A 20,863-nucleotide genomic window follows, 5' to 3' on the forward strand; every position below is an offset into this window, starting at 1 on the left:
TATGGAAAATTCTATCAAAAAGCGTGGGCAAAAGTTCTTGAGAAAGTTTTCGCGCGCCTCAATTAAGGCAAGCGAGGAAAGCAAAGAACATATCAAAGAAAACTTAATTGGTCGTTTCTCGCATATTGCAAATATTAGGTTGCTCATCTTGGAGTGGAGTTTGCTCATAGTGGCACTAATTATGTTGGCCATTACTCAGGCCCTGTGGTTTGGCGATTCCTATTCTGAAGACGTGTTTAGTAACGGTGGAACCTATACTGAAGCTACCGTTGGAGACGTTAACTCTCTGAACCCGCTTTTTGCTACTACTAATAGCGAAAAAGTGTTGAGCCGATTAATGTTTGCTACCCTTACTACAATAGATTATTCTGGGCATCCGGGAGTCGGGTTAGCAGAGTCGGTACTACCGAGCGAGAATGGCAAAGTCTGGACCTTGAAACTTCGCGAGGGGCTAAAGTGGTCTGACGGCATGCCGATTACGAACGAGGATGTCATTTTTACCTTGGATTTAATTAAAAATCCAGCGGTAAACTCGGTTTACGATGCGAACCTTGCTAATGTAAAAATATCGGAAGGAGAGAATGGGGAGATTGTTTTTATTTTGCCGTCTATTTATGCTGATTTTCTTTCTGCACTTAACATACCAGTCGTGCCAAAACACGAGCTGGAAGATTCAGACCCTAGAACACTGTTAGAAGACAGTTTTTCCAATTCGCCAGTAACGTCGGGAGCATTTAGTTTTAATGCACTACAGTCTACTTCGGTCAGTGACGAAAAAGTATATTATCTATCTTCAAATCCGTATTATTATAAGGGACGCGGTTTGCTGAGCGGCTTTGCGGTACATACTTATAAGGATAAGTCTGCGGTAGCAAACGCTATAAATTCCGGTGCGGTCACAGCGACAGCGGAATTATCCGACGCGGATAGCCCTTTAGTAACTTCTGATCAATTTATACAGAAGGATTCTAGTTTGAATTCTGGAGCGTACATATTCTTTAATACTACGAGTAATGTTATGAAAAATGTCGAAATGCGAGCAGCAATACGGCAGGGGATAGATATAGAAAAAGTTCGGGCGGCAGCACCAGGTACGACAGCGCTAGATTATCCATTATTGGCTTCTCAGATAAAATTGTCTAGCTATCCGACAATCCCGACTAGAGACTATGAAGCCGCCAAGGCTAAGATTACTGAACTCAAAGGGAATGATCCAGTGAATATAGAGATAGCCACAGTTAATTCTGGGTTTTTACCTGAGGTAGCGACCGCACTCGCAGATGAGTTGAATAACTTGGGGTTTGAGGTAAATGTCTCTACACATGAAGAAAATCAAGATTTCGTGAATGGTGTTATATCAAAGCGGGCCTACGACATTTTAGTCTATGAAGTAGAGTTAGGGGCAGATCCGGACCCTCTGCCGTATTATCATTCATCGCAAGCATCGGGCACAGGATTGAACTTATCTAACTATCGTAATGCTTTGGTGGATGATTTATTGCTAGGTGCGCGCGATACTTTAGACGAAACTCTACGCGCTAGGAAGTATGAGACTTTCCTGGAATATTGGGTAAATGGCGTGCCGGCAATCGGTTTATACCAACCAAATTTGACGTATTTTTATAATCGCAATGTGCGAACATTTAGTAATAATGTACGGTTAGTTACGGCACTGGACCGATTTACCGATCTTACTGATTGGGCAGTGACAAAAGCCATAAAAAACAAAACACCGTAAAGAGTGATCCTAGCTGTTGATTTTTGTGGCAATATTGTTTTTTTGTATTGACAAAAATAAGCATGTGTGTTATAATTAGGGCAGAAGCTTTTCTTCAGGAGCTTTGAAATTTTAGAATTGGAGTGATATTCATGAAAAGAACTGAAGATTATATTTCTCTGGAAAGAGAAGAGCTCTGCGAGGCGATTTACGCCAACGACAGTGCTTTTATCGCCGAGGTGATGGAGGGGTTCAATTTTGTAAAAGATGGCACCCCCCCCCCACTTCACAGAAGGCATGCATAGCCTCGCCTTCGTCACGCTGGAGATTGCAGCAATAGCTGCGTCAAAAGATGCTCTGACCGATGAGATTATGCAGCTGATCATCAACCACACCGCGACCGTGGTCGACATTTTCGGCTTTATGCGCCCTGCCGCCAATGGCTGTTGTTGGGATCAGGGCAAGAACGATTATGAACAGATCCCTAAGAAGTTAAGAAAGGCTCTTCGTGAGAATAAGTTCAGCGAAAAAGCCGCGAAGACGATCGACGCGCTCTCTCAGGAAGAGTTTGTCGCTTTGATCAATTATGTCGTCAGTGGAGAAATAGAGGAGCTTAACATCGGCTTCTCGTTACCCATCATCAGAGGGTTCTATCAGCATAAGTTGCTGATCCCCTGCCTGATCTTCTCCTATATGGCGTCAGCCTTGAGAACTCCTATCCCCAATGCACTGATTGAGTTCGGCGATATGTTGTTCGGTAGCCTGTTTGATGACATTGAGTCTGAAGACGAAAACGACAATGAAGAAACCGAGTAATCGCTCCAACTTCATACTTTGCCCCTCTTAGGAGGGGCAATTTCATGTTAAAAAAATAACACCGCGTTCGGTGTTATCTATTAGGCAGTTGGTGCGCGCGACTGGACTCGAACCAGCACAGCCGTAAGTATAGCCACTACCACCTCAAGGTAGCGTGTCTACCAATTCCACCACGCGCGCATAACAATGCGCTTTTTATATTATAACATATATCTAGGATTTAGGAGGTTTTTTATCAATATGACCCCATTGACGATCATAATCATATAAACTATAATGCTAATAAGAACCATAAGGAACATTACTCTATATAGTCAATGTGACCTTATGAATAAAAATAAACATAAAAAGAAAGTAACTATGAAAGGAACGAAAAAGCAAATCTTCGGAATCTTAGGTCTGATTTTGGTGGCGGTGGTCACAGTTTTTGCGGCTCTTTTACCCGATGCGGGATCTTCAGCAATGGGCAGAGTAGCGCCGGATATGAGCTCTGACTCTTCTGCAGTACATCTACAGAAAAAATAGCCTCGGAGAGGCTATTTTTTATTTTTCTTCAGCCTTGGCTTTTTTCTCAGCCTCTTTGGCGGCCTTTTTGGCTTTGTTTTCGAGAGCCTCTTTCATCTTGGCAGCCTTGGCGGCACGAGCTTTAAAGCGGTCGACGCGACCTTCGGTATCGATAATCTTCTCTTCGCCAGTGAAGAACGGGTGGCTAGCAGAAGAGATCTGCACCTTAACCAACGGATACTCTTTACCATCTTCCCACTTGATAGTTTCTTCACTTTTTGCTGTAGATTTAGTCAAAAATGAAAAACCTGCAGCTTCGTCCGAAAAGACGACATCGCGATAATCCTTAGGATGTAACTCTTTTTTACTCATAATTGTTGGCTATTATATCAGAGATATTAAAAAAAGTAAAGTAAAAAGCGGGCAATAGCCCGCTTTAAGGTACTTATAGGACAGCTTCGATATCCTCGATGATCTCATCGATGAAATGGCGCTTGATAGCATCCTCGGGAAGCATGTAATACTCTACGCGAGCAAGAGCATCGTAGTCTGACCCCGTCATATTACTGTGCTTCAGGATATGTTCTTTAACGATTTCTTGCTCAAAACGCTTATCGAATTCCACTCTGTCTTGCACCTTATTGGTGGAACCGCCGGCGAATAGTGACCCCTCATGAAGAAGGAACTTCGTGTACGGCAGTGCGAAACGTTTGTGTCCGGTGATACCGATCAAGAAGGCCATTGAGTTCCATTCTCCTATGTTGATAGTGTAGACGGGAGTCTTTGAAAGCTCAATTGCCGCTACAAGCGGAAAGCCTTCGGCGACGTCCCCACCAGGAGAATTGATAAAAAGTTTGATAGGGCGACGCTGGTCTGGTGGGAGCTCCCTATCCTCTGCGTTGAACTCGAAGATGAGTTGGACAATCTGCGCGGCCGTGGACAGATACTCATTGACGCTGTCCTCATCATCAAGAGAATAGATTGCGCGAGAGAGGTAGAGTCTCCGTTCTTCCGTGGACCTAAGGTTTTGGTATTCTTCTATCGTGCAACCAATCCTGACGATTTCGTCTGGGATTTTGTGTAGCATTACTGCCACCTCCTTTTAAGATTGCTACCCCCCCCCATGACATGAGGAGGGCAGTGCTGCGCCGATTTTAACAAACAATCTTGCTTTTTGCAAGCATGTGTGGTATAATTAGAAAGTATACTAATTTAACGAAACAGATTACGGGAGGTTTCCTGGGGTATCTTGGCTCTGAAAGTCCGTAATCAAAGGGAAGGAAATCATATTATGACAGTGAATGTCGATATGAAAGCTTTGCTCGAAGCTGGGGCCCATTTTGGTCACAAAACGAGTCGTTGGCACCCAAAAATGGCGCCATATATCCATTCTAAACGCCAAAACGCGCATATTATTAATCTAGAGAAGACCGTGGAAGGCCTAGAAGTGGCTTTGCCAAAAATCACCGAAATTGTAAAGAGCGGTAAGAAGGTATTGTTTGTCGGCACTAAAAAGCAGATGAAAGACGCCGTAAAGGAGGCGGCGGAATCTGTAGAGATGCCATATGTAACGGTACGCTGGGTTGGCGGCACGCTAACTAACGTGGCCACAGTAAATCGCCAGATTAAGAAACTCAAGGATTTGGAACGCCGGATGGCGAGTGGCGAACTAGAGAATCGTTATTCTAAGCTAGAAGTTCAACGCTTCCAAGAAGAAATTGACATGCTAAACGAACGCTATGGCGGCATTAAGGATATGACCGAGCAGCCAGCGGCAGTGATTGTAATTGATGCAATTGAAGACAAGAATGCCATCAAGGAAGCCAAGGTGCTAAATATCCCGGTATTTGCTATCACGGATACCAACGTAGACCCAAGCAATATTGATTATGTAATTCCGGCGAACGATGACGCGATCAAGGCAACTAAACTGATTCTTGATTACTTCGTAGAAGCAGTCAAGGAAGGCAAGAAATAACTTGCGTAAAATTAACTTAAGGAGGCAAAAACTATGGCTGAAATTTCAGTTGAACAAATTAAAAAATTAAAGGAGCTCTCTGGCGCAGGATTAACTGATGCTAAAAAAGCATTAGTAGAAGCTGATGGCGATTTCGACAAAGCACTTGAGGCAATGCGCAAAAAAGGTCTAACCAAGGCCGAGAAGCGTGGCGACCGTGAGACCCGTGAAGGTTTGGTAGATTCTTATATTCACGATGGACGCCTTGGCGCAATCGTAGAAGTAAACTGCGAGACCTCTTTCGTGGCCAAGACTGACGAGTTCAAGACTTTGGCACATCAAATTGCAATGCAAGTAGCCTCGATGGCACCACTTTATGTATCAGAAGAAGATATCCCAGAAGAAGTGCGCGCTGCCAAGATTAAAGAGCTTGAAGCCAACTTCAAAGGCCCAGAGAATATGAAAGAGAAGATTTTGGAAGGCCAAATGAAGAAAGCTTTTGCTGACAAAGTCTTGATGAACCAACCGTATATCTTGGATGATTCTAAAACTGTGGAACAATTCATTAAGGAAGCAATTGCTAAGACTGGTGAAAATATCACCGTAAGGCAGTTCAAACGCATTGAACTTGGTGTAACCGAATAAGAAAATAGCCCTGCGGGGCTGTTTTTGATATATAATAGAGTTATAAAAAGGAGTTATTATGTTTGACGTAGCAGAAGATCGTAAAAAAATGGAGGCGGTGATTGAACGGTTCAAAGGTGAGATGAAGAAAGTACGTACCGGAAGGGCGCATCCGGATATGCTTTCTGGTGTGAAAGTAGAAGTTTATGGACAATTTATGCCCCTAAACCAAGTGGCAAATATCACTGCGGCCGATGCGACTTTACTAGTGATAACTCCGTTTGATCCGACTAATATTCAGGCAATTGCGGCGGCGATTCGGACTGATCAATCGTTGGGACTCAATCCGGCAGACGATGGCCGTATAATTCGTGTGCCAATTCCGGCGCTCACGGAGGAACGTCGTAAAGAGATCGTTAAAAACGTTTCGGCTAAAGTGGAGGAAGCTAAAGTAGCACTTCGTAATGTGCGTGAAGATGCAAGAAAGGCCGTAAAAATTGCCACGGAAATGGGCGAAGATGTAAAGAAACGTGCTGAGAAAGAAATTGACGATCTTACTAAAGAGTTCAACGATAAAGTCGAGGCTGAATTTAAAGGCAAGTCAGAAGAAATAATGAAGCTATAGTCTTGCTATATCATATTAGAGGAATTTTTCAATGAATTTGAAGCATCTAGGCATTATTGCCGACGGAAATAGGCGGTGGGCGAAAGAAAATAATTTACCAAAGATAGAAGGCCACAAGAGGGGATTAAAGACTATCGAGACGTTGGTAGAGGCAGCGGCGAGGGCCGGCATACCATATGTAACTTTTTATGTTTTCAGCACTGAAAACTGGGGGCGTGAAAAGTCAGAAGTAGATTACATTATGAAGCTGGCCGAAACTAAAATTCTTAAAATGGCCGAAAAGATGGCAGCGAACAATGTAAAGTTGCTGATTTTGGGTTCGCGAGGCAAGGTAAACCCTACTTTGACCTCGTTAGCTGAAAAGGCCGAAAAAATTACGGAAGATTGCACTGGCACCACGGCATGTTTTTGTTTTAATTATGGTGGTGAGCAAGAAATTGCTGATGCAGCGAACATCGCAATAGAGGCAGAAGGCGAAATTACGCCAGCCACCATCCGCAAACATCTCTACCACCCAGAAGTGCCAGATTTGGATATGGTGGTGCGAACTAGCGGTGAAGAGCGAATTAGCGGCTTTATGCTATGGCGAGCAGCATACGCTGAATTTATGTTTTTAGAAAAATATTTCCCAGAAATGGAGGCCGCGGACATCCAGATGATTCTAGAGGAATATGAAAGCCGCAATAGACGGTTTGGAAAATAATGATATAATAGGGTTATGGATATATTTATAGGTGTGGTTGTAGGATTGTTGGTGCTGATGTTTTTGGTGACAGCACATGAATTTGGGCATTTTATTGCAGCTAGGCGCAATGGGGTGAATGTATTAGAATTTGGGATTGGGTTCCCGCCGCGAGCGATTGCCTGGATAAAAGATCCGAAGACCGGCAAATGGCGCCGGCTGCCGCGCAAAGAGTGGGAGAAAGAGAAAACTACAAAGGTGGTTTATTCCAATGGCGAGCGTAAAGCTTTTGCTCAAAAAGGGATGGTTTTTAGCTTAAACTGGTTACCGATTGGCGGTTTCTGCCAGATGGATGGCGAATCAGCAGCCGACACGCGGGCGGGAACCTTTGGCAAAGCTAGATTTTGGGCAAAGACCAAAATATTATTTGCCGGCGTAACGATGAACTGGTTGATTGCGATAATTGTTTTTACAGTTTTGGCCTGGACAGGAATGCCAGAGTTCTTAGACGACCAGTTCAAGGTAGCAAGCGACACGAGAATAGAGTCTGTGCCGGTACAGATAACTTCGGTAGCGGAAGGTTCGCCAGCAGATAAAGCCGGAATTAAAGTAGACGATTATATTTTAGCAGTAGACGGTAATGCTGTGGCTTATTCAAGTGATATTACGGATTATAATTCGGCGCGCGCTAATGAAGAAGTGAGATATACCATAATACGCGGAGTGAGCGAAGATTGTATTAAACTACCGGAGTGCAAAGATGAAACTTGTGATTGTAACAAAAACGCTGAAATAGTCGAAACCGTGGTTACCCTTAACCCGGCTGATGCCGAATATTTGTTGGGTGTAACAATGTCGTCTTCACAATCATTGTCTTACGCCACTTGGTCGGCGCCGATTGTAGGAATTGGGCTTACTGCGCAACTTACTGGCGAGACATTTAAGGGTGTCGGGACCATGATTGGAAATTTGGTATCTGGCACTGCGCAGTTGTTTAGTTCTAACTCTGAAGTCAGAGAAGAAGGGCAGGAAGTATTAAATGAGGTGAAGGATTCGGTTTCTGGGCCAGTAGGGATTATCGGCGTGTTATTCCCCGCGTTTACTTCGGCTGGACCAACTAATTTAGCCTTTTTGGCAGCATTAATATCTGTTTCTTTGGCTTGTATGAACGTGCTGCCAATCCCTGCGCTAGACGGTGGCCGATGGCTCCTTATTGCAATTTACAAATTACGCAAAAAAGAGCTTACCAAGGAAGTTGAAGAGAAGATTGTATCTCGTGCTTTTGTGGTGCTTCTAGCCATTATCTTTATCGTAACGATTCTGGATATCGTGAGGATAGTGCAGTAATGATAAAAGACAAAAGCAGTATAGCAAAAAAGACATCCAATAAAACTTCGCGCCAAAAGTCCTTGCAAAAGCAGTGGCGGAGATTAGCCTTAAAGGTATTGGGGCTATTGATATGGGTAGCGGCTGCGGTGATTGTGGCACAACTGGTTGTAGGATATTTGATGCTGTGGACTCTGGGACGGGAAACTTTTTTGCAGCCGGTACCGACGGCGCTTTACTCGGCTTTGTCATATATTATAGCTTTGATTTGGATTTTGTTTGCGACTCCAAGAATCATAACAAAATTAAAAATTACAAATCGCCGTAGAACCGGAGGCCATTATGACAAAACGGCTTCAGACGTAATGAGCCGAAATGACCTAGGATTAAGTGGTATGCCTACTTGGACGGATATCGGATTGGCTCCAGTCGGGTTTATTGTCGCTACATTACTTGCAGCTGGATTGGTGGCAATTTTTAATATTTTTCCGTGGTTTGATGCAGAGCAAGCCCAAGAAGTAGGGTTTAGCATCTACGTCACTGGATTTGACCGAATTATAGCATTTGTTATTTTGGTGCTGGTGGCACCGATAGCTGAGGAGCTAATTTTTCGTGGTTGGTTATATGGCAAACTTCGGCCAATGTTATCAGAAAGAATGTCCAACGCAGCATCAATAGCGATTTCGATATTCTTAGTATCGCTACTTTTCGGGATCATACATCTGCAATGGAATGTTGGCGTAAACGTATTTGCGATGTCTGTCGTGTTGTGTGGACTACGTGAGGCTACCGGTACAATATATGCTGGGATTTTGATGCATATGGTTAAAAACGGTGTGGCGTTTTATCTGCTGTATGTATTAGGGATAGGGTAGTATGGTATAATAAAGGGTATGAGATTTTCGAAAACCTTTATAAAGACGCTAAGAGAAGCCCCAAAAGACGAGACGGCCAAAAATGGCGCGTTTTTGACTCGTGCGGGATACATCCATAAAGAAATGGCAGGAGTATACGACTACTTACCGTTAGGGCTTAGAGTAATTGAAAATATCAAGCGTATAATTCGTGAGGAATTAAACAAGCTTGGTTGTGAAGAGGTACAGATGTCTGCTTTGCAAAATCCAGAACCGTGGGAGATGACTGGCAGATTCTCAGATCAAGAAGTAGATATTTGGTTCAAGACTGAGCTAGCTAGCGGCGGGGTACTAGGTTTAGCTCCGACGCACGAAGAACCGATTACTAGCATGCTAAAATCTTATATTTCTAGTTATAGAGATTTACCTCTCTACGTTTATCAGTTCCAAACTAAGTTTCGTAATGAATTAAGGGCCAAGTCCGGGATTTTACGTGGACGTGAGTTCTTGATGAAAGATTTGTATAGCTTCCACACTTCGGAAGAAGATTTAGATAAGTTTTATGCTGAAGTAGAACAGGCATATGGACGAATTTTTGCGCGGTTGGGCATTGGCGATGATACCTTTGAGACTTTTGCCAGTGGTGGGATTTTCGCAAGATACTCACATGAGTTCCAAACTATTTTGCCAGTAGGAGAGGACACAGTATATTATAATGCTGATAAATCGACAGTATTAAATAAAGAAGTATTCAACGATGAAGTTTTAAGTGATCTAGGAGTAAAGGGCCAGAAGTTTGAGGAGACCACAGCAGCAGAAGTAGGGAATATTTTTAAGCTAAAATTTAAATATTCTGAACCGCTAGAGCTAAAATATATCGACGAAAAGAACAAACAGCAGACTGTGTATATGGGCTGCTACGGCATCGGCGTATCTCGGTTGATGGGGGTAGTAGCTGAGAAGTTTGCGGACGAAAAAGGCTTGGTCTGGCCAGAAGAGGTAGCGCCTTACAAATACTATCTTGTGGGGATTGGCGAAAATGGCGTGGCAGAAGCCGAGAAGTTTTATCGAGGGCGAGAGGATCAGGTATTATTTGATAATCGTAACGTACGTCCGGGCGAAAAATTCGCTGATGCAGATTTAATTGGCTTGCCGTACCGTATTATAATATCTGACAAGACTTTGGCCAATGGCGCCGCGGAATTAGTTGACCGTTTCAGCGGTGAAAGTCAGATGATAGAGCTAGCAAATCTAAACAAACTTTGAAAGAGTATTGACGAATTAACTGTTTTCCGATAGACTGGATAGCAGATTATAAGTGGGAGTAATTATATTATGATAAAAAAGAGCGTGAGCTTGACTGCCGAGGGGAAAAAAGAGTTAGAAGAGGAGTTGGATGAGCTGATCAAAAATCGTCCTGCAGTTGCGGAGCGTATAGCTACAGCTCGTGCATTTGGCGATTTATCTGAAAACGAAGAATATAGTTCGGCCCGCAATGAACAGAAAGTGGCTGAGGGAAGGATTTTGGAAATTCAAGATATCTTAAAAAACGCCAAAGTTATTCGTAGCGGCAAGAAAGACAAAGTAAGTCTAGGCGTGACCGTGGTTTTGGATATGGGCGGACGTAAGGTAGAGTACATCTTAGTGGGGCCAACTGAGGCAAACCCTCTAGAGGGTAAAATTTCTAATGAATCACCTATCGGCAAAGCAATTTTTGGACGCAAGGCGGGGGAGAGCTTTGAGTTTAATAGCAAGAAGGTGAAGATTGTGGAAATCAAGTAATATGGTATAATATATACTATGTTACTTGAAGATTATCGCAACGAAAGATTACGTAAACTCGAAGAGATTCGTGCTCGCGGGGTGGATCCGTACCCAGCAAAAAGCACAAGAAATACTAAGATTTCTGACGTTATTGACCATTTTGACGAGAAGGAAGGCCAAGAAGTAACGATTGCCGGGCGTGTTGTGGCAATTCGGTCATTTGGAAAGTTGGTGTTTATTAAGGTAAGGGATTATTTTGGCGAGGTGCAAATTTTCATGAAAGCCGAGGGTCCCGCACCAGATGGCCTATTCGGAGCAAGAGATATCAAGCTACTAGATACTGGCGATTTTATTGAGGCTACCGGAAAAGTAGGGAAGTCACAAACTGGCGAAATTTCGGTATTTGCAAATTTCGTGCGACTTCTGACAAAATCTTTGCGGCCATTACCAGACAAATTCACCAACAAAGAAGAGCGCTATCGTAGACGTTATGTAGACATGAACGTAAATCCGGAGGTGCGCGAGCGACTAGTGCGGCGCAGTAAATTTTGGCAAGCGACGCGCGACTTTATGAATAAGCATGGATTTATTGAAGTAAATATACCAGTGTTGGAGCATACTACAGGAGGCGCGGATGCTACGCCGTTTACTACCCATATGAATGCTTTGGATGAGGATTTCTATCTAAGGATCTCGCATGAGTTGCCTCTGAAGCGCTTGTTGGGTGGCGGGTTTGAAAAAGTATATGATATTGGGCCCAGGTTTCGTAATGAGGGTGTAGATGATGAACATCTGCCAGAGCATATTGCTTTTGAAAGTTACGCGGCATACGAAAATTATGAAGACGGTATGAAACTTTATGAGGAAATGATAAAGTATGTGGCAATGGAGACTTGGGGTACGTTGAAGTTCCACGTGGGTGGATTTGACATTGATTTGGATTGTGAATGGCCGCGCGTAAAATATGCAGATTTATTAAAAGAGAAATTTGCTGTTGATGTGTTCAATCCAGACCGCGAGCAGTTGATTCGGATTTTAAAAGAGAACGACGTAGAGACAAATTTTGACGTAAGCGAAGCAAGGTTGATAGATCACGTATGGAAACTGATTCGCAAGACATCAGCGGGACCATACTGGTTGATAGAAGAGCCCTTATCTTTGTCGCCGCTGGCGAAGAAATCCACCGAAAACCCACTAGTTACCGAACGGTTTCATCCGATTATTGCCGGCACCGAGATGGGAAATGGCTTTTCAGAGCTAAATGATCCACTAGACCAGCTGGGGCGGTTCGAAGAGCAACAGGCGGCGCGCGACGCGGGCGACGACGAGGCACAGATGCTAGATATGGATTTTGTAGAAATGTTGGAGTATGGCATGCCGCCGGCGTGTGGGTGGGGCAACAGCGAACGTAATTTCTGGCTATTAGAGGGTGTGCCCGGTCGCGAAGCCGTGCCGTTTCCAACAATGAAATCTAAAGAAGACTAGAATTCGATGGTTTTGTGGCGAGACTTGGCGCCGCGAACAATTTGGATGCTGGTTTTAGGGACACTAAAATATTTAGCAAGTAATTTAATCAATGTGACATTAGCCTCGCCGTCGTGGGGTTTGGCGCGCAGATACACTGTAAGAGTATCGTCTGCACCGGGAATGATTTTCTCTTGCGAGCTGCCGGGCTTGACGATGATTTCGTGACGGGCCATGTTATAAAGTTTTCAGCCAAGTATTAAGTTTGGCGATACCGTCAGGAGTGCGGGCTTCGTGGCCAGTCATTGCAAAACCATCACCTTTGAAAGTAGCGGTAGGAAACTTTTCTCGCAATTTGGCATAGGTGCCAGAATTGCCCGAACCTTCGTGAGTATTAAACGGAATGATAATTTTACCGGTGAGATCGTGTTTTTCTAGAAAAGTATAGCAAACCATTGGCAAGTCGCCCCACCAAATAGGGTAACCGAGGTAAATCGTATCGTAGTCTTTGAGGTCTATGTCTCCGCTATAAGCTGGACAAGCTTGGTTTTTGAGTTCTTCGGTGGCTTGGTTCACGCAGTCCATATACTCTTTGGGATAAGGTTGCGTTGGTTCAATCTTGAATTCGTCAGCACCAGTTTGTTTGATGATTTCTTTGGCCAAGAGTTCGGTGTTGCCGATTTCTATTTCGCCAACGCCGTAATTTTCGTCTGGACGAGAATAATACACAACTAAAGTCTTCATTTTACTCCTTTTTGCTATTGTAATCAATTTAAGGAAACCGGTCAAGAAAAACGAATATGATATAATCTAGTTGTATGTCAAGATTTAAGTTAGTGTCCAAATACCGGCCAACTGGAGATCAACCACAAGCGATTGAACAGCTGACTAATAGTATTTTGACGGGCACTAAAGAACAGACCTTGTTGGGAGTAACCGGTTCGGGTAAGACTTTTACAATGGCAAACGTCATTCAGAATGTACAGAAGCCAACACTAATCCTAGCCCATAATAAAACTTTGGCGGCACAGCTATATTCAGAGTTTCGTGAATTTTTCCCAAAAAATGAAGTACATTATTTCGTTTCTTATTTTGACTATTACCAGCCAGAAGCTTACATTGCTTCAACTGATACCTATATAGAAAAGGACTCCGCGATTAACGACGAGATCGATCGTCTGCGACATGGTGCGACAGAAGCATTACTAACGCGACGAGATGTAATAGTGGTGTCTTCGGTGTCATGTATTTATGGTATTGGCTCGCCAATGCATTATCTAGAAATGTCACTGCCACTGTGGCGTGGAAAAGATGGATGGTTTATGGCAGAGATGCCGAAAGATTCTTCTTCGGGGCGCGTCGCTACCTCCCGTCGCCACGGGGGTGGCGCGCTACTTCCCGCCTTGCTAGGCTCCGAACCCCCTTCAGAAGAGCTTTCACGCATCTCTTTAAATCAGCTCGATTTTATCCGCGCGCTCGTGGCAATGCAATATCACCGCAACGACCTGGCCTTTGAGCGAGGAAACTTCCGAGTAATGGGAGATACGATAGATTTATACCCAGCTAACGGGGAGTATGCCTATAGGTTCGAGTTTGGCTTTGATGCGCTGGAAGAAGTTAAAATTGTAGATCCTTTAACTTTTGACGTGTATGAAAAACCGAATAATATTCATATTTTCCCAAATACTCACTATGCCACTCCTGAAGATCAATTGAACAAGGCACTTGTCACAATTCGCGCGGAATTTGATGAGCGCTTAAAATATTTTGAAAGACACCAAAAATACCTGGAAGCACAGCGTTTGTCTCAACGTACTAAGTATGACCTAGAAATGTTGAAGGAGACTGGTTTCGTAAAAGGAGTCGAAAATTATTCGCGCCACTTGGACGGTAGACAAGCAGGTGAGCCGCCAGCTACATTATTAGATTTTTTCCCAGAAGATTGGCTGCTAATTGTAGATGAAAGTCACATGACATTGCCACAAGTGCGTGGAATGTATAACGGTGACCATGCGCGGAAACTAAATTTAGTGGACTACGGGTTTCGTTTGCCATCTGCTCTAGATAACCGTCCATTGACTTATGGTGAATTTCAGAAACACATTAATCAGGCAATTTACGTTTCGGCTACACCAGGAGAATACGAGCTAGAGCATTCGCCAAAACCGGCAGAACAAGTAATTCGTCCGACCGGTTTGTTGGATCCAGAAATAGAAGTGCGCGGTAGCGACGGCCAAATAGGTAATCTAATGGAAGAAATAGACCAGCGTATCGCTAAAGGACAGCGCACTCTAATTACCACACTTACTAAACGGATGGCAGAGGATTTAACGGATCATCTGAAAGAACGTGGTATCAAAACCGCTTACATTCATTCCGATATAGACACCTTGGAGCGCGGTGATATTTTGCGGGATTTGCGTACCGGCGTATACGATGTTTTAGTGGGTATTAATCTTTTGCGTGAAGGATTGGACCTCCCAGAAGTCTCATTAGTCGCGATACTCGATGCCGACAAAGAGGGGTTTTTACGTTCAGAATCGGCCCTAGTGCAGACAATTGGCCGAGCAGCACGCCATGAAGAAGGTAAGGTGATAATGTACGCTAACTTCATCACTGAAAGTATGGAAAAAGCGATTTCGGAGACTAACCGGCGACGCGAAATTCAGAAAGAATATAATTCCAAGCATAATATCACACCGCATTCGGTACAGAAAGAAGTATCAGCGGGTTTGCGCGCAATTATTCCAGAAAAAGAGAAAGAGAACAAGTTGAACATTGAGCGTATACCAAAAGATGAATTACCAGCTCTAGTTAAACAATTATCGTCAGAAATGCAGCTTGCTGCAGCAAACCTAGAATTTGAGCGTGCTGCTTTTATTAGAGACGAAGTTGAGAAAATTAAAGATTATATTAACGGAAAAAAGTAAATCTCCTGCTACAGTGGTTATGCTATAATTATGGCATGAGTGGGCATGTTAGTATTGAGACAGTCGAAAAAGTCAGGCGGCGGATACGGCTTTGTGATTATCTATCCGTAGCGCAATTGTTTTTGAGGGATAATTTCTTATTAAAGCGACCTCTCGAGACAAAAGATATTAAACCCCGACTGCTTGGACATTGGGGCACTTGTCATGGCATTAACGTGGCATACGCGAATCTTAAGACTTATTTTAAAGACAATCCACATTTCGCCTTTATACTGGGCCCTGGGCATGGGTTTCCGGCTCTACAGGCGAACTTGTTTGTGGATGGGGATTTAGAAAAAGTAGATCCTAAGGCCACAGTGGACGCGGACGGCATTGCTTATATTTGTAAGAACTTTTCGTGGCCAGATGGATTCCCAAGTCATGCCAGTCCATATACGCCAGGCATTATTGCTGAGGGCGGGGAACTAGGTTATGCATTAGCTAATGCTTACGGATTAAGTCTCGGCCATCCGGAAAAAACTACAGCTGTGCTGATAGGTGATGGTGAGCTAGAAACTGCCACCGCAATAGACTCTTTAAATCTAAAAAACTTGCTAGCTAGCGCAAAAAATGGCAAGGTATTGCCCGTGCTGCACCTCAACGGTTACAAAATTTCTGCACCTTCGATTTATGCGCGTAAATCTGAGCGAGAATTAAATGAGTTGATCCGGGGTTTTGGTTTTACGCCGGTGTGGATAAAAGGCGAGGATACTGAAGAGTTCCAGCAAAGTCTAGCGAAAAACATAGAATCACCGTTTTATATATTAAAAACCGAAAAAGGTTATGGCGGACCCAACCGCCACCACGAAGCGCATCAAATTCCTTTAAAGAACCCAAAGACAGACAAAAGAGAACTGCACGCCTTAGAAGAATGGCTAAAGTCGTACGATTTTCCAGAATTATTTAGCGAACAAAATGGAGCAATAATATGAAACTATATTCACCCGCAAAAAAGATAGGGGAATTGCTAGCTGGAGAGTTAAAGAAGGACTCGCATTTTTACTTCTTTTCACCGGACGAGACTACGTCTAATAAATTTGATCAAGTTTTTGAAGTAGAAAAACGCGCCTGGGGAATGCCAGTTAAGACTTGGGATTTACCTGAAAGCGATGATGGACGAATAATAGAAATGTTATCCGAAAATGTACTTTTTAGCGTGATGACTGGCCACTTGATGAACGGCGAACCCGCAATGATGGGAAGCTATGAAGCATTTTTTCCGATTATCACCGCACAGCTCTTGCAGCAAATTAAATTTATAAAACAAGCAAAAGAAGTGGCGTGGAGGATGCCAATGCCGGCAGTAAACCTGCTCTCGACTTCAACCTGTTGGCGCCAAGACCATAATGGTTATACGCACCAATCGCCAGCACTAATTTCCACTTTATTAAACTTACCCAGCAATTTAGCTAATTGCATTTTTCCAATAGATGATGTAGCGGCAGAAGTGGCATATAATTTCATGATTGGTTCTACTGATGTTGTAAATCTTACAACATTTAATAAAATTGACGAGCCAAGATATTTGAACATAGAACAGGCCGAAAGAGGGTTTGCAACCGGAGCGATGATTTATGAACCTGTTTCTGACGAGAATCCAGACGTCATCTTCGCGGCTGCAGGTGATATTGTAGCAAAAGAAATATTGGAAGCAATAAAGATAATTAGAGATGACTTGCCTGAAATAAAAATTCGTTTTGTGTACATAAACTCTCTTTCATATCGCGCGATAGGTACCACAAAAAACAAGTTGAGCGTTGAAGATTTCACAGAAATTTTTACTGTCGATAAGCCGATTGTTGCAAATTTCCACGGTTATCCAGAAACTTTAGAGAACATCCTGGAAAACTATACGACAAGGGGACGTCTAAGAGTGCATGGATTCAACGAAGAAGGCTCTACCACTACTCCATTTGAGATGCTTAGACGTAATGCGGCTTCGCGCTACGATATCGCAACTGATGTAGCAAAAATATATGGCAGAGACAACTTAGTGCTAAAATACCAAGAAATCTTAGCCAAGAACCATGCCTATGCACTAGAGAATGGCGAAGATATGATAAAATAAAGTTATTATGGAATTATTTACCTTAGTTGTTATTTTGGCGGTTTTTGCTGAGACGAGTTTTTTGACGTTCGGCAAGCGTAAACCAACTAGAAGTGGGCGGAGAAGGATTTATGTTGATACTTCGGTTCTGATAGATGGACGTATATTAAATATTGCGAGAACCGGATTTATTGATGGCGACTTGATTATCTTAAAAAGCGTTTTATTGGAGTTACAACTTTTAGCGGACGGCAAAGATTCAGAGAAACGTAGTCGGGCCCGGGCCGGATTGGAAGTAGCTGCAGAATTAGAACGCGTGATAAATGTAAATACCGTAATTCTGGATGAAAAAGCAAAACACAAAAAAGTGGACGAAGAGTTGCTAAGGTTAGCGAAAGAAAACCGTGGGGCGGTTTTAACTTTGGATTACAACTTAATAAAAGTGGCTGAGGCCGAAAAGATACCTACGTTAAATATCAACGATTTAGCTCTAGCAGTAAGGAGCGAATTCTTGCCAGGTGAAAAAATAAAACTGAAAATACTAGAAAAAGGTTCTAACCGTGGTCAGGGCTTAGGATATCTAGATGATGGTACTATGGTCGTAGTAGATAGGGCGGCCAACAAAATCGGAAAGGAATTAACTGTTGAATTTGTTAAATTCCACGAGACTTCGTCCGGAAAAATGATATTTGCAAAAGTAGCAAAAAGGTAACCATTTTTCTTTAAAATAATGTAAAGCTAAGCGGGCTTTGAAGCCCGCTTATTTAGTTGCCAGAGTTAGCTGAATTGTCGTCTACTTTTGTTTTGGGTGTTAGAGTCATGTCTCCAGAAGCGGAGTATCCGGCAGAGTCTGACACGGTGAACTTGATAGATGTTTCAGTGCCATTAAGTTTATAACCACTAATTACGCCGTCTACACCAAGCGAGATACCACTTTGTTCTACTCCATTAACGTACAGTGTATATCCAGCAATGTCGTTAGTTCCACGTTTGACGGTAGCAATAATACGATCTCCACTAGTCGAAAGAGCTATTTGCGGTGGAGTGTAGTCGCAGGGGTCGCTAGTGTTGCGATCATAAGGCTCTGGAACACTATAGACATCATTGCCGGTCATTGGATCGGTAGTCTTGGTGACTTCGATTTCTATTTTGTAATCCTCTGGTGTACAGCTGGAAGCAAGAAGGTGATTGTATTTGTTAAATATTAATTTTTCTTTAGCTACGCCAGAGTTTTTAGCTGAGTTGAACCAGCTCGGCCAAATATCGGTTTTTCCATTAACCGTTAAAGTCTGGATACCGGCTGGCTTTGCTGGCTGATCACCGTAATGCCAGCGGCCGTCTGGCTCATAAACTTCTTTGTGTACGCGTTCCATATAGGTACCGACTGTATTCCTAACGACGTCGTTAGCATTAGACGAAAGCCCAGCACCATCATGATTCCCGTTCCAAACAAAGGTGGATAACGCAGTAGAGTAGCTCTCGATAAGGGAATCCTTGGTGACGGCAGAGTTGGCCGTAGTAGTGGTACCAGTTTTTGTAGCAGTCCAAACGTTAGGGACAACGTAGCCAAAACTTTGGGAACCACCTGGAGCATAGATTCCGAAACGAGCACTACCATCACTTAGGATATTTGATATCATGTAGGCAACTTGCTCGTCTACAACTTGAGTAGCTTCTTTGTCTTCCCAACTTTCAATAGTTTCGCCAGAAGAATTTTTAACCTCAAGAACATAAGATAAATCTTTATATGCGCCTCCGCGAGCTAATGAAGCGTAGGCGTTGGCGTGTTCTACCATTTTAACCCCACAACCGGAACCGATTGCAATTGACAGGCCGTAGCCTTCGCGATTTTCACAGTACGAAGTATCTCCTAGTGCGTGAGCCACTTCTAGGGAATTATCTATACCATTAATATACAGCGCTTTAACCGCAGCAATATTAAGGGAGTGGCCCAAAGAAAAGCGAATTGTGACGTCACCATAGAACGTACCTGTGGCGTTAGTCAGAGCGCAACTGCCAGAATATCCAGCACAATAAAGTTTATTGATATTTTCATCTCGCAAGACAGATCCTGGACCATAATTTACCCCATCTCTTTGCATAAAGAGTGGCGTGTAGTCCAAAATAGGCTTGATCGAGGAACCTGGTTCGATTAGTGAATCCGTAGTAACGTTTAGCTCACCATATGTTGCGTTAAAGAAATCTTGTGAGCCAACCATGGCAACAACCTGAGAGGTTTCTACATCTACAGAAACAAGGGCGATGTTGTCGCTACGATTTTTATAAGTGTGTGTCATTCCTACGGCCACTGCGTCTTCGGCGATTTTTTGTGCACGGTAATCGAGCGTAGTCTTGATAGTCCACCCACCAGAGCGCATAGTCTGAATGCCGTATTTATCTTCTAATTGTTTGCGTACTTCTAGCACAAAATGTGGAGCTAGCATATCCGAGTACTGTGTAGATTCTGGTTTGATGGTGTCAAGAATAGCAACCTGTTTAGCTTCTTCGGCTTCGTCTTCGGTTATATAGCCCATCTCGGCCATTACGTCTAGAGTGTAGTGTTGGCGCCAGAGTAGTTGTTCGTGCCCATATTCATTGTACGGATTAAAGACGCCTGGGTTGTTTGGAATGGAAGCGAGCAGGGCAGACTCGGCAAGAGTCAGATCTTTGGCGTGCTTGCCAAAGTAGGTCTGCGCAGCGGATTCTACGCCATTACGACGGCCACCATAAGGAGACTGGTTAAGATACATCGTGAGAATCTGGTCTTTGGAATACATCCTCTCTAACTCTATGGCGAGAATTAATTCTTTGATTTTACGAGTGAGCCCACCACGGTTGGCACTGGCTGCCTCGTCAGAGAAATAAACCTGCTTAATGAGCTGTTGAGTGAGAGTGGACCCCCCTTGGACTCCGTGCCCGCTCAGAGTAGAAAAGGCAGCACGAACGAGGGCCCCAAAATCTACACCTACGTGATTGTAGAAGTTGCGGTCTTCAATGGCAACCGTAGCTTGATACATGTACTCGGAAATCTCGTCCGCTTCTACAACCAGACGATAGTCTTCGTTGCCAGTATCACGCCAGAGCACTTCACCGTTACGGTCTAGATAAGTGTTAACTGTTTCGGAAATTGACATTTCATCGAGACGAATTTCATCGAGATCTTTCTTATAATAGAGGAATAGTCCACCAATGAAAATGATAAAAATTAGAATACAGGCAGCAATAGTCTTAAGGATGGTCTTTTGACCGCGCTTAGAAAACCACCATTTAAAAACGCGTTTCGGATGAAGTCTGGCAAAGAAGCGCTTGACCGGATCTTTTGGCAATTTAGCTAAATCTTCTGCGCGGCGCCTAGCATCAGCTTCTTTCTTGGCTTTGTGTTTATAACTCAAGCTAGAATATAGATTCATTTTCTTTTTCGCAGTTTTTTTAGGTTTTTTTGCGGTCTTTTTGGTTTGGGACGGCAAAATTACCTCAGATTTTTTCTTATTCATGTAACGATTATAACATTAAA

The 20,863-nt window shown here is 43.4% G+C and carries 22 protein-coding genes and 1 tRNA gene; 17 read left to right on the forward strand and 6 right to left on the reverse strand.

The annotated features are described in order from the left end of the window. Position 1: 1 nt before the first annotated feature. From G3RUM_RS03345 to G3RUM_RS03350, 3 genes are all read left to right on the forward strand, one after another. A complete protein-coding gene (locus G3RUM_RS03345) occupies positions 2 to 1,738 on the forward strand; it encodes an ABC transporter substrate-binding protein (RefSeq protein WP_129735363.1) in 1,737 nt (578 codons plus the stop codon). Between the two features lie 131 nt (positions 1,739 to 1,869). Next, complete coding sequence (locus tag G3RUM_RS03830; protein ID WP_164998358.1) at positions 1,870 to 2,022, forward strand: hypothetical protein; 153 nt, start codon at positions 1,870 to 1,872, stop codon at positions 2,020 to 2,022. After that, positions 2,015 to 2,533 carry a hypothetical protein gene (locus G3RUM_RS03350; protein WP_129735365.1) on the forward strand — a complete coding sequence of 173 codons (519 nt, stop codon included), beginning with the start codon at positions 2,015 to 2,017 and terminating at the stop codon, positions 2,531 to 2,533. Before G3RUM_RS03830 ends, G3RUM_RS03350 begins: the two co-directional genes overlap by 8 nt. A gap of 89 nt (positions 2,534 to 2,622) precedes the next feature. On the opposite strand, the gene G3RUM_RS03355 is transcribed toward G3RUM_RS03350, so the two are convergent. Then, positions 2,623 to 2,713 (reverse strand) — tRNA-Leu (locus G3RUM_RS03355). A 147-nt stretch (positions 2,714 to 2,860) separates the two neighbouring features. Between G3RUM_RS03355 and G3RUM_RS03360 the strand changes: the two genes are divergently transcribed. Next, positions 2,861 to 3,058, forward strand: a complete 198-nt coding sequence (locus G3RUM_RS03360) for a hypothetical protein (protein ID WP_129735367.1) — start codon at positions 2,861 to 2,863, stop codon at positions 3,056 to 3,058. An 18-nt stretch (positions 3,059 to 3,076) separates the two neighbouring features. Here the strand turns inward: G3RUM_RS03360 and G3RUM_RS03365 are convergent, their stop codons facing one another. Together G3RUM_RS03365 and G3RUM_RS03370 are read right to left on the reverse strand one after the other, a co-directional pair. Next, positions 3,077 to 3,409, reverse strand: coding sequence for a type B 50S ribosomal protein L31 (locus G3RUM_RS03365; RefSeq protein WP_129735369.1), 333 nt, complete (start codon positions 3,407 to 3,409; stop codon positions 3,077 to 3,079). A 73-nt stretch (positions 3,410 to 3,482) separates the two neighbouring features. Beyond that, positions 3,483 to 4,124 (reverse strand): ATP-dependent Clp protease proteolytic subunit, encoded by a 642-nt coding sequence (locus G3RUM_RS03370; protein ID WP_129735371.1) that lies wholly within the window; start codon positions 4,122 to 4,124, stop codon positions 3,483 to 3,485. Positions 4,125 to 4,328: 204 nt separating this feature from the next. Here G3RUM_RS03370 and rpsB point away from each other — a divergent pair, with 204 nt between their 5' ends. The 9 genes from rpsB to lysS all read left to right on the forward strand — a co-directional run bounded on the left by rpsB (position 4,329) and on the right by lysS (position 12,354). Next, positions 4,329 to 5,015: a 30S ribosomal protein S2 gene (gene rpsB, locus G3RUM_RS03375; RefSeq protein WP_129735373.1), complete on the forward strand. Its 687-nt coding sequence runs from the start codon at positions 4,329 to 4,331 to the stop codon at positions 5,013 to 5,015. Positions 5,016 to 5,048: 33 nt separating this feature from the next. Further along, a complete protein-coding gene (gene tsf / locus G3RUM_RS03380; RefSeq protein WP_129735375.1) occupies positions 5,049 to 5,639 on the forward strand; it encodes an elongation factor Ts in 591 nt (196 codons plus the stop codon). A 58-nt stretch (positions 5,640 to 5,697) separates the two neighbouring features. Beyond that, positions 5,698 to 6,243 (forward strand): ribosome recycling factor, encoded by a 546-nt coding sequence (frr, locus tag G3RUM_RS03385; RefSeq protein WP_129735377.1) that lies wholly within the window; start codon positions 5,698 to 5,700, stop codon positions 6,241 to 6,243. Positions 6,244 to 6,274: 31 nt separating this feature from the next. Continuing rightward, positions 6,275 to 6,946 carry a polyprenyl diphosphate synthase gene (uppS, locus tag G3RUM_RS03390; RefSeq protein ID WP_129735379.1) on the forward strand — a complete coding sequence of 224 codons (672 nt, stop codon included), beginning with the start codon at positions 6,275 to 6,277 and terminating at the stop codon, positions 6,944 to 6,946. A gap of 15 nt (positions 6,947 to 6,961) precedes the next feature. Continuing rightward, positions 6,962 to 8,272: a M50 family metallopeptidase gene (locus G3RUM_RS03395; RefSeq protein ID WP_129735381.1), complete on the forward strand. Its 1,311-nt coding sequence runs from the start codon at positions 6,962 to 6,964 to the stop codon at positions 8,270 to 8,272. Further along, a complete protein-coding gene (locus G3RUM_RS03400) occupies positions 8,272 to 9,126 on the forward strand; it encodes a CPBP family intramembrane glutamic endopeptidase (RefSeq protein ID WP_129735383.1) in 855 nt (284 codons plus the stop codon). Before G3RUM_RS03395 ends, G3RUM_RS03400 begins: the two co-directional genes overlap by 1 nt. 18 nt (positions 9,127 to 9,144) lie before the next feature. Continuing rightward, complete coding sequence (locus G3RUM_RS03405; RefSeq protein ID WP_129735385.1) at positions 9,145 to 10,371, forward strand: aminoacyl--tRNA ligase-related protein; 1,227 nt, start codon at positions 9,145 to 9,147, stop codon at positions 10,369 to 10,371. Positions 10,372 to 10,440: 69 nt separating this feature from the next. Then, positions 10,441 to 10,887 (forward strand): transcription elongation factor GreA, encoded by a 447-nt coding sequence (gene greA, locus G3RUM_RS03410; protein ID WP_206660905.1) that lies wholly within the window; start codon positions 10,441 to 10,443, stop codon positions 10,885 to 10,887. Between the two features lie 18 nt (positions 10,888 to 10,905). Continuing rightward, positions 10,906 to 12,354, forward strand: coding sequence for a lysine--tRNA ligase (gene lysS, locus G3RUM_RS03415; RefSeq protein ID WP_129735387.1), 1,449 nt, complete (start codon positions 10,906 to 10,908; stop codon positions 12,352 to 12,354). On the opposite strand, the gene G3RUM_RS03420 is transcribed toward lysS, so the two are convergent. Both G3RUM_RS03420 and G3RUM_RS03425 read right to left on the reverse strand, forming a co-directional pair. After that, a complete protein-coding gene (locus G3RUM_RS03420; RefSeq protein WP_129735389.1) occupies positions 12,351 to 12,569 on the reverse strand; it encodes a DUF167 domain-containing protein in 219 nt (72 codons plus the stop codon). The genes lysS and G3RUM_RS03420 overlap by 4 nt on opposite strands. Position 12,570: 1 nt before the next feature. Beyond that, positions 12,571 to 13,077 (reverse strand): flavodoxin, encoded by a 507-nt coding sequence (locus G3RUM_RS03425; RefSeq protein ID WP_129735391.1) that lies wholly within the window; start codon positions 13,075 to 13,077, stop codon positions 12,571 to 12,573. Positions 13,078 to 13,151: 74 nt separating this feature from the next. On the opposite strand from G3RUM_RS03425, the gene G3RUM_RS03430 reads away from it, so the two are divergent. Genes G3RUM_RS03430 through G3RUM_RS03445 form a run of 4 tightly spaced genes read left to right on the forward strand, consistent with a single transcriptional unit; the run spans position 13,152 to position 18,061 of the window. Then, the gene (locus G3RUM_RS03430) at positions 13,152 to 15,263 is read left to right on the forward strand and encodes an excinuclease ABC subunit UvrB (RefSeq protein ID WP_206660906.1); all 2,112 of its coding nucleotides are present in this window, start codon (positions 13,152 to 13,154) and stop codon (positions 15,261 to 15,263) included. 35 nt (positions 15,264 to 15,298) lie between these two features. Further along, on the forward strand, positions 15,299 to 16,234 hold the full coding sequence (locus tag G3RUM_RS03435) for a phosphoketolase family protein (protein WP_129735393.1): 936 nt from the start codon (positions 15,299 to 15,301) through the stop codon (positions 16,232 to 16,234). Then, positions 16,231 to 17,370, forward strand: a complete 1,140-nt coding sequence (locus G3RUM_RS03440; protein ID WP_129735395.1) for a phosphoketolase family protein — start codon at positions 16,231 to 16,233, stop codon at positions 17,368 to 17,370. The genes G3RUM_RS03435 and G3RUM_RS03440 overlap by 4 nt, the downstream gene beginning before the upstream one ends. A 7-nt stretch (positions 17,371 to 17,377) precedes the next feature. Beyond that, entirely contained in the window at positions 17,378 to 18,061 is a 684-nt protein-coding gene (locus tag G3RUM_RS03445) for a PIN/TRAM domain-containing protein (RefSeq protein ID WP_129735397.1), read from the forward strand. Positions 18,062 to 18,113: 52 nt separating this feature from the next. Here G3RUM_RS03445 and G3RUM_RS03450 read toward each other — a convergent pair whose 3' ends face one another. After that, a complete protein-coding gene (locus G3RUM_RS03450; protein WP_129735399.1) occupies positions 18,114 to 20,843 on the reverse strand; it encodes a transglycosylase domain-containing protein in 2,730 nt (909 codons plus the stop codon). Positions 20,844 to 20,863 lie beyond the last annotated feature (20 nt).

The sequence above is a fragment of the Candidatus Nanosyncoccus alces genome (genome assembly GCF_004138395.1).
In the GTDB taxonomy this organism is placed as follows: domain Bacteria; phylum Patescibacteriota; class Saccharimonadia; order Saccharimonadales; family Saccharimonadaceae; genus Nanosyncoccus; species Nanosyncoccus alces.